Annotated in this window: 14 protein-coding genes; 3 read left to right on the top strand and 11 right to left on the bottom strand. The window is 45.3% G+C overall.

Translation table 11 applies throughout. The annotated features are described in order from the left end of the window. Positions 1-102: 102 nt before the first annotated feature. From HF864_RS07945 to HF864_RS07925, 5 genes are all read right to left on the bottom strand, one after another. Positions 103-924 (bottom strand): DUF6681 family protein, encoded by an 822-nt coding sequence (locus tag HF864_RS07945; protein ID WP_169462451.1) that lies wholly within the window; start codon positions 922-924, stop codon positions 103-105. Between the two features lie 14 nt (positions 925-938). After that, complete coding sequence (locus HF864_RS07940; protein WP_169462450.1) at positions 939-1,397, bottom strand: hypothetical protein; 459 nt, start codon at positions 1,395-1,397, stop codon at positions 939-941. Between the two features lie 87 nt (positions 1,398-1,484). Further along, the gene (locus tag HF864_RS07935; RefSeq protein WP_169462449.1) at positions 1,485-1,922 is read right to left on the bottom strand and encodes a Fur family transcriptional regulator; all 438 of its coding nucleotides are present in this window, start codon (positions 1,920-1,922) and stop codon (positions 1,485-1,487) included. Between the two features lie 46 nt (positions 1,923-1,968). Continuing rightward, positions 1,969-2,526 carry an AAA family ATPase gene (locus HF864_RS07930; protein ID WP_169462448.1) on the bottom strand — a complete coding sequence of 186 codons (558 nt, stop codon included), beginning with the start codon at positions 2,524-2,526 and terminating at the stop codon, positions 1,969-1,971. Beyond that, the gene (locus HF864_RS07925) at positions 2,526-2,942 is read right to left on the bottom strand and encodes an NUDIX domain-containing protein (RefSeq protein ID WP_169462447.1); all 417 of its coding nucleotides are present in this window, start codon (positions 2,940-2,942) and stop codon (positions 2,526-2,528) included. The genes HF864_RS07930 and HF864_RS07925 overlap by 1 nt, the downstream gene beginning before the upstream one ends. 197 nt (positions 2,943-3,139) lie before the next feature. Here HF864_RS07925 and HF864_RS07920 point away from each other — a divergent pair, with 197 nt between their 5' ends. Next, positions 3,140-4,531 carry an amino acid permease gene (locus tag HF864_RS07920; RefSeq protein ID WP_169462446.1) on the top strand — a complete coding sequence of 464 codons (1,392 nt, stop codon included), beginning with the start codon at positions 3,140-3,142 and terminating at the stop codon, positions 4,529-4,531. A 46-nt stretch (positions 4,532-4,577) separates the two neighbouring features. Here HF864_RS07920 and HF864_RS07915 read toward each other — a convergent pair whose 3' ends face one another. The 5 genes from HF864_RS07915 to HF864_RS07895 all read right to left on the bottom strand — a co-directional run bounded on the left by HF864_RS07915 (position 4,578) and on the right by HF864_RS07895 (position 9,546). Continuing rightward, positions 4,578-5,651: an ABC transporter substrate-binding protein gene (locus tag HF864_RS07915; protein WP_169462445.1), complete on the bottom strand. Its 1,074-nt coding sequence runs from the start codon at positions 5,649-5,651 to the stop codon at positions 4,578-4,580. Next, positions 5,648-6,466: an ABC transporter permease gene (locus HF864_RS07910; protein WP_169462444.1), complete on the bottom strand. Its 819-nt coding sequence runs from the start codon at positions 6,464-6,466 to the stop codon at positions 5,648-5,650. The genes HF864_RS07915 and HF864_RS07910 overlap by 4 nt, the downstream gene beginning before the upstream one ends. After that, a complete protein-coding gene (locus HF864_RS07905; RefSeq protein ID WP_169462443.1) occupies positions 6,463-7,278 on the bottom strand; it encodes an ABC transporter permease in 816 nt (271 codons plus the stop codon). Before HF864_RS07905 ends, HF864_RS07910 begins: the two co-directional genes overlap by 4 nt. After that, on the bottom strand, positions 7,275-8,381 hold the full coding sequence (locus tag HF864_RS07900) for an ABC transporter ATP-binding protein (RefSeq protein ID WP_169462442.1): 1,107 nt from the start codon (positions 8,379-8,381) through the stop codon (positions 7,275-7,277). The genes HF864_RS07905 and HF864_RS07900 overlap by 4 nt, the downstream gene beginning before the upstream one ends. Before the next feature lie 370 nt (positions 8,382-8,751). Beyond that, a complete protein-coding gene (locus tag HF864_RS07895) occupies positions 8,752-9,546 on the bottom strand; it encodes an acetoin reductase (RefSeq protein ID WP_169462441.1) in 795 nt (264 codons plus the stop codon). A gap of 447 nt (positions 9,547-9,993) precedes the next feature. Here HF864_RS07895 and HF864_RS07890 point away from each other — a divergent pair, with 447 nt between their 5' ends. Both HF864_RS07890 and HF864_RS07885 read left to right on the top strand, forming a co-directional pair. Then, entirely contained in the window at positions 9,994-12,405 is a 2,412-nt protein-coding gene (locus HF864_RS07890) for a Xaa-Pro dipeptidyl-peptidase (RefSeq protein WP_169462440.1), read from the top strand. Between the two features lie 123 nt (positions 12,406-12,528). Next, complete coding sequence (locus HF864_RS07885; protein WP_169462439.1) at positions 12,529-13,440, top strand: proline-specific peptidase family protein; 912 nt, start codon at positions 12,529-12,531, stop codon at positions 13,438-13,440. 14 nt (positions 13,441-13,454) lie between these two features. Here HF864_RS07885 and HF864_RS07880 read toward each other — a convergent pair whose 3' ends face one another. After that, positions 13,455-13,868, bottom strand: a complete 414-nt coding sequence (locus HF864_RS07880) for a helix-turn-helix domain-containing protein (RefSeq protein WP_169462438.1) — start codon at positions 13,866-13,868, stop codon at positions 13,455-13,457. Positions 13,869-13,970: the final 102 nt, after the last annotated feature.

Here is a 13,970-nt window from a genome sequence, read left to right as displayed (position 1 = left end):
ATCTTAGTCTCTATGCTGATTTTGGTCATAAAAATACCCCCAAAGTTGTATTTCCAACTTTGGGGGTACGGGTCAGTTAGCATGACTAATCAACAGCTTTTTTTAGCGTTTTTCTCGATCGCGATAGGCAACATTAGCAACCAAGCCATACTGACCATCCATTAAGATCGTTGAGCCATTGCGCCCGGCAATCTTATGCGGTCCTCCCGTCACAAACAGATTGGCTAAATAAAGTTCATATTGCTCGTGAGCAGTATGAATATCTGTCAAACCGACCTTGGCAATGTGACCAACTGCCAGTTTTTCCATCTGATTCAGCCCCATATAGATTTCAATCCGCCGCAGATGCTTATCATGATACAGTTCAAAGTAAGGCGGCGTCTGTTGAGAATCCAAGGCATAGACTGGCTCGCCCGCTGCCGTTTCGTTGACGATCTGGCTATCAGTAAGACCATCATAGTCAGCCGTAAAGATACCATCATCCAACAGCTGCTCAACGACTCGCTGTAAGTTGTGCTGCTCATGAGCATCAACCTCAACTTGAGCCGGGATGATATCTTGATTGGTAAAGTAGCCGTTTGATGCATTATTGACTGCACGCATGTCACGCTTGGGCTTGACATCATCGGCGGTAGGAACGACCCCAGTAATCTTTGAGAGCCATGGCGACAAAAAGTCAAACCGGGAATTGCGGTCAAGGTAGTAGTAGACTGCGTTGATATAAAGGCAATAGGTAATCAGGATTACAGCCAGACAATAAAGCATTCCTCGTACCCATGCTTGATTCATCAACAGCCGCGTGGTGACATAGATTAGATACAGATCACCTAAAAAGGCAATAACGATGTAGATGCGATTCTTCAGCTTGGCATTGATATTAAAATATCCCAGCCAATGGTTGATCATGTCTAAAAAACTAAGCACTGTCGCGATCCCCCTTATTGATTGGCGTCAGTCGTGGTTGTCGTCGTGTTGGTTGTCGTATTATTAGCCGTTGAATTGGTACCAGTCGTACTGTTGGTTGTCGTACCTGCAGTCTGACTGGTTCTGGTTGTCGATGAGCTGGTCGTACCAGTACCGGTACCAGTCGTGTCAGTATCGGTATCATTACCAGTCGTCTTAGCTGATGAAGTCTTGGTCGTTGATTCCTCATCAGCGCTGCTGGTCCGGCTGCTTTGGACGTCAGAATCACTTTCACTGCTTGGCTTCTTGCGATCACTGCTATGACTGCTGTCTTGGTCATCTTTTTGGCTGGTACTCTGACTAGTCGATGAGGTGCTGACAATCTTAGCCCCTTCACTGGTATTGGTGGTTTTGTTGACCACCACGTTGGTAGCACCTAACGCCAGTACCAGCGATACCAGTGCAAATGGCGTCACAAACGGTGGTGTTTTCATTACTTCTCTCTCCTTTTGTCGTCTGCTCTCTATCTTAGCGCAAAAATTGCCAGTGAGAGTTTGCGAAAAAAATAAGAATTGATGAATTTAATGCGAAGACAGTTGACGACACTGAGCACACAGGCCATACAGTTCAAAACTGTGTCCTGTGACCTTAGCACCAGGCAATTGCTGAGTCAAAAAATCCCAATCAATCGGCGGAAACTGAATCTCTTGAACGCGTCCACAACGCTGGCAAATAAAGTGATGATGATGCGACTCATCGCAGCGGTATTTAACCACCATGCCACCTGTCTGCGAGCTCAGCTCAACCAGTCCAATTTCTTGAAACTCTTCCAGATTGCGATAAACCGTATTATGGCTGACGCCTGGATAAAACTGGCGCATATGCTTATCGATCTCGGTAACACTGACGTAGCGATCCGGATAGGCAACCAAAAAATCAATCAGCGTTTTTCGCTGCTTGGTAACGCGCAGATGATTTTTTTGCAAGACTGCCATAGCCTGCGCTTTAGGATCCGTCATTTTTTCATCCGTCCTTTTTGAAACTATAATTTTAACATACTCACGATCAAATGTAATGCTTAAGCAGCTGATCCAGCCTTTGCTGTGTTTGCGACCAGTCATCATTGACAATCTCAATCGTCTGTCCATCCAGTTCCTTGGGCAATGACAGATCACGCAGATACTCACAGCTGTTGACCCGTGATTCAATTGCAGCCGGATGATCACCGCGATTATGCAGCCGTTCAAAAAGCTGCTGTGGCCGGCTAACCGTCAAAAAGATCACTACCGCCTGATCACCCAGTTTATCACGATAGGTCAATGCTCCTTGGGTATCGAGAACGATTACGTCGAAGCGGTGTCGTTCCCAGCCCTTTTTCAATCCTTCAATTGATGATCCATACAGATGATGATCATATTCAACTTGTTCCAATAAATGCCGCTTGTTTATTGAGTCACGAGTTTCAAAATAATAGTCGATCCCATCTTTTTCATTGGCTCGTGGCAATCGCGTCGTATGCGTAACTACTTTGGCCATATCATACTTTTCTCTCAGATAGTTGGCTACCGTTGTTTTACCGGTACCGGCCGCTCCGGTGATTACAAAAACCTTGTGCTGATCCATTATGCCTGTGTCAGATGAGCGTTGACCTGATCCAACAGCTCTTTTAGATTATCGTACGTCAGACGCTGCCGGGCATCTTGGTAGTCAAACCAACCGGCGTTCTTGATCTCTTCTGCCTGCAGATGCAGATCCTCATCTTCAGGTAATTCAGCAGTGTACAGCGTCATATGCTTGCGATTGCCATTGGGAAGGTCGTATTCGGTATAAACGGAAAAGCTGGTATCAATTGGCAGTACCAGACTGGTCTCTTCTCTGATTTCTCGCTGAGCCGTTTCTAGAAGCGTTTCATTGCCTTCAACGTGACCCTTGGGAAATCCCCAAAAATTGCCTTCGTTTGTACTTTGCAACAGTAAATATTCGATTCCTTGTGCATTTTTCCGATAGACTAAGGCACCTGCAGTCGTTTCAATCGCCATTTCAAGCTCCTCCTTAATATTTTTCTAATTGACTTTTAATGATTATGACATTATGATTATTAATGTCATTATGGCTTATTTTGTTCGGCAAATCCATTTATTGTTCTGCAATTGTTGCTCATTATTTTTGCCTATGATAAGCTGTCACTTAAATTTATTAAGCTATTTGATATTATAACAAAGGTGGTTAAGGACGGATGAGTTTAAATCTTTTTCGTAAAGAAAGCCTCTCTCGCTACCTCAAAGCCGACAACAAATTCGTCAAATCGCTGTCAGCCGGCGATTTGATGGCAATGGGGATTGGTGCGGTCATTGGGACAGGTATTTTTATTTTACCTGGGACCGTAGCAGCTAATGACGCAGGTCCAGGCGTTTCACTGTCGTTTCTGGCGGCAGCCGTCGTCTGTGCATTAGCGGGAATGTGCTATGCCGAGTTTTCTTCAGCCATGCCGGTTGCTGGGAGTGCCTACTCTTACGGTAACGTGGTCTACGGTGAATTTATCGGCTGGATTATGGGCTGGGCGCTGGTATTGGAATACATGCTGGCCGTAGCCTCGGTTTCAACTGGTTGGGCGGCCTACTTCAATTCGCTGCTGGCCAGCTGCGGAATCAATATTCCCAAGGCTTTGTCCGGTCCTTTTGACCCAACGCATGGTACCTACGTCAACATTGTGGCGATCATCATTGTCTTGCTGATTACTTGGATGCTTTCATTTGGGATGACTTCATCAGTACGCGTCAATAACATTGCCATCGCGATCAAGATTGCAATTATCGTTGCCTTTATCGTGGTTGGCGCCTTCTTCGTCAAGAAAGCCAACTACCAGCCATTCCTTCCATACGGCATGCATGGGGTCTTCAAGGGGGCCACGACAGTTTTCTTTGCCTTCTTGGGCTTTGACTGTATCTCAAGTTCGGCTGCCGAAGTTAAAAATCCCCAAAAGAACATGCCAATTGGGATTATCGGCACACTGTTAGTTGCGGCGGTACTCTATATGGGTGTTTCAATCGTCTTGACGGGGATGGTTAAATACACCAAACTTGACGTTGCCAATCCAGTTGCCTTTGCACTGCAGGCCGTTCACCAAAACTGGCTGGCTGCTCTGCTTTCAATCGGGGCCTTGATTGGGATGGCCACGATGATGTTTACCATGATCTACTCATCTTCACGCCTAATCTACTCCATCAGTCGTGACGGTCTCTTGCCATCATTTTTAAACAAGCTGGATGACAAGACCAGCACGCCAAAGATCTCGCTTTGGATTGTAGCAGCGGTTATTGCCGTCATGGGGGGACTGGTTTCCCTGGATCGCCTGACTGATCTGGTTAATATCGGGACGCTGTTGGCATTTACGCTGGTTTCGTTTGGAATCATCCCACTGCGCAAGCGTAAGGACATCGGTAATCAAGGCGGCTTCCGCGTTCCTTGGTTCCCTATCTTGCCAATCATTTCTGGCTGTGCCTGCCTGTTTATGATGTCATTCCTTTCTCTTGATACCTGGATTGGAGCGGGCATCTGGTTCTTGATTGGTTTGGTACTTTACTTTGGCTATGGCTATCGTCACAGTAAGCTAGCTACTGAAGAATAATCATTAATCAAAAAGCTGATCGAAAATTTTCGATCAGCTTTTTTAGTTACTTCTTAAACATCTTAAATTCCAAAAACAGATCATTATAGATGCCAATGTCTTTTAATGGTAGATCATGATATACCTGCAGATGCTTCATCGTCTGTTTCGGCGGATAGAAAGCCTGATTGCTGGTAACGCTCTTTGGCAAGTACTTCTTAGCGGCCTTGTTTGGCGTAGCATAGCCAATATACTCTGCATTTTGTGCGGCATTTTTAGGATCCAGCATAAAGTTTAAGAAAGCATAGGCAGCTTTTTTGTTCTTGGCTGTCTTTGGAATTACCATGTTGTCAAACCAGATGTTGCTGCCTTCGCTAGGCACAACGTAATGCAGATGAGAGTTGACGCTCATCATCTCACTGGCTTCACCGGAATAGGTAATGCCAACCGCCGCTTCGTTTTGCTCCATATACATTTTCATTTCATCGGCAATTACGGCTTTGATATTGGGCGTCAACTGATCAAGCTTATTGGCAGCTTGACGCAGCTCCTTGGTATTGGTCGTATTAACCGAATGATGCTGCGTAATCAGTGCGACGGCCATAGCGTCACGAGCACTGTCGATCATCATGATATTGTCTTTGAGTTTTGGTGACCAGAGTTGTCGCCAATGTGAGACGTCTTTTTTGCTGACCTTTTGATCGTTATAAACGATTCCCAAAGTTCCCCAAAAATATGGAATCGAATAGCGATTATGCCGATCAAAGGACAAATCTAAAAATTGCGGATCGATATATTTAAGATTGGGAATCTTACTGTGATCAATCGGTTCTAATAGATGCTCTTTTTTCATTCGTTGAATGGTGTACTCACTAGGTACGGCAATATCATAGTGAGTGCCGCCTTGGCGAATCTTGGTCAGCATTGCCTCATTGCTGTCAAACGTTTCGTAATCGACATGATAGCCGGTCTCATGCTCGAATTTGGTAATCAGTGCCGGATCGATATAATCTCCCCAATTATAGATCGTCAAAGTCTTGCTGCCACTATTGCCTGATTTTTGATTCAGCAGCTTGTTGCAGCCAAACAGCGCACCGCATAAAAGCAGGATGCCAATGGTAAAGCTAAGCAGTTTTTTCATTGGACGTCACCTTCTTTAATCGTTACGATCTGATTTTTGCGGCTACCGCCATGCTTGCTGATAAAGTAATAACCAATCACCAATGCCAACGACACCAAGAACATCAAAGTCGAAAGCGCGTTGATTTCCAGATCAATGCCTTGCCGGGCTCTTGAATAGATTTCAACTGACAGTGTTGAAAAGCCATTGCCAGTTACGAAAAAGGTTACCGCAAAATCATCCAGTGAGTAGGTAAAAGCCATAAAGTAGCCTGACATGATCCCCGGAGCAATCGCGGGCAGCATTACTCGGGTCAGCGACTGCCATGGACTGGCGCCCAGATCCGCGGCCGCGTCCAGCAGTGTTGGCGACAGCTCATCAATTTTTGGCAGTACCATCAAGACCACGATTGGGATCGAAAAAGCGATATGACTGAGCAAAACCGACCAAAAGCCGAGCTTCATGCCAATCACCGTGAATAGGATCAAGAAACTGGCCCCGATAATAACGTCTGGCGAAACCATCAAAACATTATTAAACGAAAGCAATGTGTTCCGCATGGCATTCTTGGTTCGTTTAATGGCCAGCGCCCCCATTGTTCCGATAATCGTTGCTAAAAGTGCAGACAACAAGGCAACGATCAGCGTATTGATCACAATGGTAATCATTCGCGTATCTTCAAACAGCGTCTGATAGTGCGTCCATGAAAATCCTTGATACTTTTCCATCGTTTTGCCGGAACTAAATGAAAAGCCAACCAGATAAAGAATCGGCAAATATAAAATAATAAAAACGATTACTAAATAGATCGCACCCCAGTTGATTTTATGTTTCATTTAGCACGACCCCCTTTTTTCTTTTGCCGATCTCCAGTCGCAAACATTACAATGAACATGGCAATAATCAGCACGACACCGATCGTTGAACCCATGCCCCAGTTCTGCGTCGTCAAGAAATGTTCCTCAATTGCCGTCCCCAAAGTAATGACACGATTACCGCCAATCAGGCGCGTAATCATAAACAGAGAAAGCGATGGAATAAAGACAGCCTGCACCCCAGCCTTGACCCCTGGCATCGTCAATGGCAGCTCAACATGCAAAAAAGTCTGCCAGGAGCTGGCTCCTAAGTCACGACTGGCATTGATTAATGAAGAATCAATCTCGGCCAGCGAGTTAAAGACCGGTAGAATCATAAACGGAATCTCAATGTAGGCCGCGACGAAAATAAAGCTGGCATCAGTAAACAGGATCTGGTGGCTACCCAGACCGACAAACCGCAAAAACTGATTGATCGAACCGTTTTGACTAAACAGTCCGATAAAGGCATAGGTCTTTAGCAGCAGGTTGATCCAGGTCGGTAAAATGACCAGCAGCAGCCAAAACTGACGATTCGGCAACCGGTTGATCACATACGCTGCCGGATAGCTGATTAAAAGCGTGATCAGCGTGATCAAAAAAGCATACCAGACCGAATTGAACGTCATCCTTAAATAAACGTTGGAGGTTAGGTAGTTCTGATAGTTGCCAAACGTAAATTGGCCGTTGATGTTAAAAAAGGATTGGTACAGGATCAAGACCAATGGCGCCACGACAAACAGTACGATCCACAATGCATAGGGAACGACAAACCAGATTTTTTGCTGTTTCAACGTTCACCCTCCTCATCGTCGCCTTCATAGCTGTCCAACCGTGCATCAAAGGCTGCTTCGGTTTCATGATAGCGCATGATGTGGATGTCTTCGGGATCAAACGTGATGCCGACTTTTTCACCCACTTTCGTCTTATGAATCGAATTGATTTTCCATTCGTGCCCTTCTTCATCATGAACCATGATTTGATAGTCAACTCCCCGGAACAGCTGCGTATCAACCGTTGCAACCAATTTTCCTTGATCAACGGTCGTAATGTCCAGATCTTCAGGGCGCAAGACGGCTTCAACCTTTTCATTCGGCTTCATACCGGCATCAACGCATTCGAAATCATGACCATTGATATTGACCAAAAAGTCTTTCTTCATGATACCTGGGACAATATTGCTCTCGCCAATAAAATCAGCCACAAAATGATTCAACGGCTCATCGTAGATATCAACCGGCGTGCCGCTCTGCTGAATCATACCATCATTGATAATAAAGATCTGGTCGCTCATTGCCAGTGCTTCACCTTGGTCATGCGTGACAAAGATAAAGGTGATTCCCAAGCGGCGCTGCAAAGCCCGCAGTTCAGCCTGCATCTCCACTCGCAGCTTATGGTCAAGGGCAGAGAGCGCCTCATCCAAAAGCAGCACTTTCGGACGATTAACGATCGCACGGGCAATTGCAACCCGTTGCCGCTGACCACCAGACATTTCCGTGATTTCACGTTCGCCATAGCCGTCCAGCTGCACCATATGCAAAGCATCCTGTACCCGCTTGGCAATCTCTTCTTTGGGGATCCGCTTGATTTTCAAGCCAAACGCTACGTTTTCAGCAACGTTCATATGTGGAAAAAGCGCATAGTCTTGAAAGACCGTGTTTACTTGTCGTTGATTAGCAGGAATATCATTGATTCGCTGGCCGTCAAAAATAACGTCGCCACTGGTAGCATCGTCAAAACCAGCAATAATTCGCAGGATCGTAGTCTTTCCTGATCCTGAAGGGCCTAGCAGCGTGTAGAACTTACCGGCCTCAATCGTAAAGTTGATGTCGCGCAGCACAAGGTTATCATCATACTGCTTACTGACATGCCGAAATTCAATTACTTGATTGGTCACGATGTTCTCCTTTTCATCTTTTATTTACGCGAATTTTTCACGATTACAGCAAACTCAATTATACGCCGAAAGATACTTATCTGTCGCCTTTCAGAGCAAATTAATTCGATTAGGTTTCACGTGGAACATCTTGGTTCGGCAAATCATCCACTGACTGATTATTTTAATATTGATTTATGTTTTTAAAAATTTTTATTATTTTTATAACTTTGCATTCAAGACGAGTTGTCCTATAAAAGCTGATTATAAATGAGTAATTTTTCGGTAAGAATTTTATTTTAGGGAGAGAAAAAAATTGAACATGCAAAAAGCCGTGTCCTAGTGAGGAGCGCGGCTTTTACTTTAAATATTCAGTTTGAAAAGGCTGGAATTAGATAAATTGAATCCCGCCATCGATTTGAACGGCTTGACCAGTCATGTAGTCAGACTTGGTCGATGCCAGCCAGGATACATAGTTGGCCACGTCAGCCGGCGTTTCAACCCGGCCCAGCGTGATGGAGCCAGAGTACTTTTTAAGGTAGTCCCCTTTGTTGCCGCCCCATGCTTCAACCATCTTTTCATCGATGTAGTCCCACATGTCAGTGCCAACGATGCCTGGGCAGTAGGCGTTGACCGTAATGTGCTCACGACCAAGTTCCTTGGCAGCAGCCTGCGTCAAGCCCCGAATGGCAAACTTGGATGCGGAGTAGGCGCCAAGCATGTCAAAGGCAATGTGGCCGGCGATACTGGAGGCATTGATAATCTTGCGGATCTTATCGCCATCGTCCTGCTTGCGGAATTGCGCAGCAGCGGCCTGCATTCCGAACAGCACTGAGTAGACGTTGACGTGGAAAATCTCGTCCATGTCAGCTTCGGTTTCATCCTTGAGCAACTTGATCTGAGCAATTCCGGCATTGTTTACGTACGTGTCTAAACGGCCGAAGTTATCGACGGCAGCCTTAACGAAACGTTCGTGGCTTTCCTTCTTGGATGCGTCACCGGCTACGGATACGACTTTGCCTTCGTACCCTTGAGCGTTCAATTCTTCAACAGCTTTCTTACCGGCTTCTTCATTGCGGTTGGCGATTACGACATAATAGCCATCCTTAAGCAGCTGGTCTGTAATGCCGCGGCCAATCCCACGGTCTCCACCAGTAACGACAGCAACACGCTTTTTTTCAGACATATCATTACCTCCAATTATACAAACCAAATATGTGATAGGTTCATCTTATCACCAAAGAAATCGCTTGATCAATTAATTTGTGTAAAAAATCACAAATAATTGTCTTTGTAGATGTCATGTATTTCCTTGTTTTTTAACTTGCAAAAATAAAAACAAAGCGTTTGCAGCTATCGTTAAACTTCTACACATAAATTACTAAATTAATCCCAATCAAATATAATTTAAAAAATTACATCAGCGCTGGGAAGCCACGGCAATTCTGGCCATCATCTTAATCATTGCCATTTCGATCTGCCATGCTTGCAAAATCCTGGCCATCCAAGCTATTGATTATTCAGCTAATGTTAAATAATTGCTGAGCCGCATCCCAGAAAACGTGAGAATGTTATAAAATATTCACTAATTAATAAGCATCAGCGCTTAGCGTAATTTGGGGAGGTTCTGCCAATGAAAAACAATCAATTTGCCATGATGAGTCTGCCTTTTGAACAGCAATGCCATGAGCTCCAGACTATCCAGCTTCTAAAAGATAACGAGAGCAGCACGCTTAAGCCCAACCAAATGTGGCAGACGCTGCTAGACAGAATCAACTGCAGCTGTATTTCTGAACCGGCATTAAAGCGTTGGCGCCAAGACATTTTGGCAACGCCTGAGCTCAATTTGGATGACTGGCTGGCAAGCGGTCAGTCGCTCAATGACCAGGTTTTCTATCTTGTCGGCCTGCAGCTGTTAGAATTTGAGCCAGCAATTGATTTTGCGATTACTGATCCATTAGCTGGGATGGATCAAATGCAGCTTTTACATCATCATTTTGAACAATGGACTACCGAAGACGTGATTGCTGCTTTTTATGATCTTTTAAATACGCATACCAAAAATGGCCAGACACTCTTGGATGCACTCACGGCTCAAGGCTTGCTGAAATGGGCTCAAGCGCTGTCCGCTGACCAAAAACCGCTCTTTTTTAACGGCAAGTCACTCGCCGTTTTTGATCCGCACGAGTTTATATATGAGGTTGTCTATGTTGAAACCGATGTTGATACTGATTTCGATGATCAAGCCGATTTGGTAAAAGTTGAAATCATGCGGCCTGCTGAATCCAATCAAGGCTTGAAGGTGCCTGCCGTCTTTACCGCCAGCCCCTATAATCAGGGAACCAATGATGAATGGGGCGTAAAAGCAACCCATAACGTTAATCAAACTTTGAGCCATAAAGAACCCGGTCAAGCAGCACCTATAGAGCCTAGTTTTAATTCTCACCCGCGTCATCAAGCAATCCAAGGCACGACAAAAGCTACTGAAACCTTTAGTCAGACGCCAGCCTACACGTTAAACGACTATCTGGCGCCCCGCGGCTTTGCTTCCGTCTATTGTGCCGGAATTGGGACTAGAGATTCTGATGGTCTGCAGACATGCGGCTCGCCTGAACAGGTTGAATCAATGCAGGCCGTAGTTGAATGGCTACATGGCGATCGCACGGCTTTTTCTGATCGCACCAGCGGTCTGGCCGTCAAAGCAGATTGGTGTAACGGCAATGTAGCAATGACCGGCCGCTCCTACTTAGGAACGCTTTCGACAGCAGTTGCCACGACTGGCGTGAAGGGACTTAAAGCCATCATTAGTGAAGCCGCCATTTCAAGCTGGTATGACTATTACCGTGAAAATGGCCTGGTCAGAGCAGCCGGTGGTTTTCAAGGTGAAGATGCCGATACGCTGGCAGCCGAATGCTTTAGCCGTACCAAGCGGCCTGGCGACTATCGGCGGGTTGAGAAAATCAATAATCGCTATCTGGCCCAGATGAATCTGGCAATGGATCGAAAAACCGGCAACTACAATGATTTTTGGGATCGCCGCAATTATCGCAAACGGATCGATCAAATCAAAGCCAGCGTTATGATGGTTCATGGGCTCAATGATGACAACGTTAAGCCAAGCAACGTCAAAGCCCTTTATGAAAGTCTGAAGAAAAATGCAGCCAACAGCAAGCTGATCCTGCATCAAGGCCAGCACATCTATATCAATGCCTTTCGCTCGCTGGACTTTACCGACATGGTGAATCTCTGGCTTTCCAACAAGCTTTGGAAAATCGACAATCATGCCGACGACCTGCTACCGGCCGTATTGGTTCAAGACAATGCCTCACCAGAAACCTGGACGGCCTATCAAAATTGGGATGAAGATCACAGTGCCAAATTCTATCTCAATGCTCACCAAAAGCTGAGTGAAAAAGAGCCATTGGTAACGCCAACTCGCGACTTTACCGATTATCAATGGCAGACAGAGATCTACCAGGATTGGTGCGCTCATCCCGCTCATTGGAAAAAGGCTCTGCTAAGTGAGAAGAATCGCTTCAGTCTCAGCTATCTGACCGCGCCGCTGACTGATGACTATCTGTTGCGCGGCACGCCAACCGTAAGACTAAGAGCGGCTTGTGACAATGATCATGGCCTGCTTTCCGTATTTCTGATCGACCAGGGATCGGCTAAGCGCCTAACCGAGGATCCCGTCTTATTGAGCCGTAACGGTCTTTCGCTGGGCTATCATTGGAAATATGATGATCTGCGCGAGTTCAAGCTGCAAAATGAGCCCACGCCTTACAAAGTGATCTCCTATGGTCATATCAATCTGCAGAACCCCCATGATCCGGCCATCACGGAGCCGCTCTATCCAAATGAGTTCGTGGATCTCACCTTACCGCTGCAGCCCGTTTTCCATCGACTGCTAAGGGGGCATCAATTGCGGCTGGTGATCTGTGGTACCGACTATGAAATGACGCTGCGTGGCAACGAAAAAATCAATTATCAAATTATGACTGAAAATTCATTATTGATTTTGCCTGATTTTGAAAAATTATCTTAGTTTTTCTAGCAAATTTGACAAAAGCTACAGTGTTTTTGGTTTACGTTATCTAATAAAAAACGTAAAATAGTCTTTAAACTACTTATTTAGCGTTTATATCTGAGAGAATAGGAGTTGATGATTTTGAAACAAGGTACAACGATTTTAACCCTTGATAACGGTTATCATTTATGGACCAACACGCAAGGCGAAGGCGACCTTCATCTGCTGGCGTTGCATGGTGGTCCTGGCGGCAATCATGAATATTGGGAAGATGCTGCCGATCAATTAAAGAAGCAGGGACTTAACGTTCAAGTTCACATGTATGACCAATTAGGCTCTTTGTATTCTGATCAACCAGACTATTCTGATCCTAGGATTGCCGACAAATACCTGACTTACGAATACTTTTTGGATGAAGTCGAAGAAGTACGGCAAAAGCTGGGGATTGATAATTTCTACTTGATTGGTCAAAGCTGGGGCGGACTGCTGGTTCAAGAATACGCCGTTAAATACGGTCAACATTTGAAGGGCGCCATCATCTCCTCGATGGTTGACGAAATCGACGAATACGTTGCCCATGTCAACAAAGTTAGAGAAGACGTCTTGCCCGCTGAAGAAGTTGCCTTTATGAAGGAATGCGAAAAGAACAACGACTATGATAACGATCGCTATCAAGCCGACGTGCAGGTCCTTAACGAAAACTTTGTCGACCGCAAGCAACCCTCCAAGCTTTACCACGTCAAGGATCTTGGCGGTACAGCTGTCTACAACGTCTTCCAGGGCGATAACGAGTTTGTGATTACTGGCAAGCTCAAAGACTGGCACTTCCGCGACCAATTAAAGAACATCAAGGTACCAACCTTGCTGACGTTCGGGGAACACGAAACCATGCCTTTGGACACTGCCAAGACCATGGAAAAAGAAATTCCAAACGCCAAACTGGTTACCACGCCAAATGGGGGTCATCACCACATGATCGACAACCCTGACGTCTACTACAAGCATTTGGCTGATTTTATTCGTGAAGTCGAATCTGACACTTTTAACAAATAATCAAAACGCTCTGCCTAAAGATTTAAGCAGAGCGTTTTTTGACTATGGTCGTTTTTGCGCAAAATTAGTTTCCGGCTGTCCATTCGTCTTGTTTTTTCGGGATGACTGGCCAGATACTGATTTCCCCAACTATGAATTGCTTTTAAGATCGGATCCATGCTTTGTCCAAGACTGGTCAAGCTGTATTCAACGTGTGGCGGTACTTCGGGAAAGACCTGCCTTTGTAAGATTCCATCAGCCGTCATCTCATGAAGGCTTTGTGTTAGCATCTTTTGGCTGATACCAACAACGTTGCGCTGCAGCTCACTATATCTTTCGCTTGAATGCATCAGCAGTTCTCGCATAATCAGAATCTTCCATTGACTATTCAACAGTGAAAGAGTGGTTGCGACTGGACAGCTGCCATCTTGAGCTAATTTTTTCGTCAAATTTAATTTCTCCTTTATTCAAAGGATTTCACAATTCTTACCAATCGGTGCGTAGCGAACTTAAAAATTGGTACTTACTAAAAGTAAGATTTGGTCTTATTA

The organism is Lactobacillus sp. MRS-253-APC-2B, assembly GCF_012843675.1.
Lineage (GTDB): Bacteria > Bacillota > Bacilli > Lactobacillales > Lactobacillaceae > Limosilactobacillus > Limosilactobacillus pulli.
Note: the sequence above shows the minus strand (reverse complement) of the source record. Positions and strands in the feature narration are given on the sequence as shown.

Coding starts and splice junctions, on each gene's coding strand:
- HF864_RS07940 (WP_169462450.1), bottom strand. CDS start 1,397: ATGAAAACACCACCGTTTGTGACGCCATTTGCACTGGTATCGCTGGTA.
- HF864_RS07935 (WP_169462449.1), bottom strand. CDS start 1,922: ATGACGGATCCTAAAGCGCAGGCTATGGCAGTCTTGCAAAAAAATCAT.
- HF864_RS07930 (WP_169462448.1), bottom strand. CDS start 2,526: ATGGATCAGCACAAGGTTTTTGTAATCACCGGAGCGGCCGGTACCGGT.
- HF864_RS07925 (WP_169462447.1), bottom strand. CDS start 2,942: ATGGCGATTGAAACGACTGCAGGTGCCTTAGTCTATCGGAAAAATGCA.
- HF864_RS07920 (WP_169462446.1), top strand. CDS start 3,140: ATGAGTTTAAATCTTTTTCGTAAAGAAAGCCTCTCTCGCTACCTCAAA.
- HF864_RS07915 (WP_169462445.1), bottom strand. CDS start 5,651: ATGAAAAAACTGCTTAGCTTTACCATTGGCATCCTGCTTTTATGCGGT.
- HF864_RS07910 (WP_169462444.1), bottom strand. CDS start 6,466: ATGAAACATAAAATCAACTGGGGTGCGATCTATTTAGTAATCGTTTTT.
- HF864_RS07895 (WP_169462441.1), bottom strand. CDS start 9,546: ATGTCTGAAAAAAAGCGTGTTGCTGTCGTTACTGGTGGAGACCGTGGG.
- HF864_RS07890 (WP_169462440.1), top strand. CDS start 9,994: ATGAAAAACAATCAATTTGCCATGATGAGTCTGCCTTTTGAACAGCAA.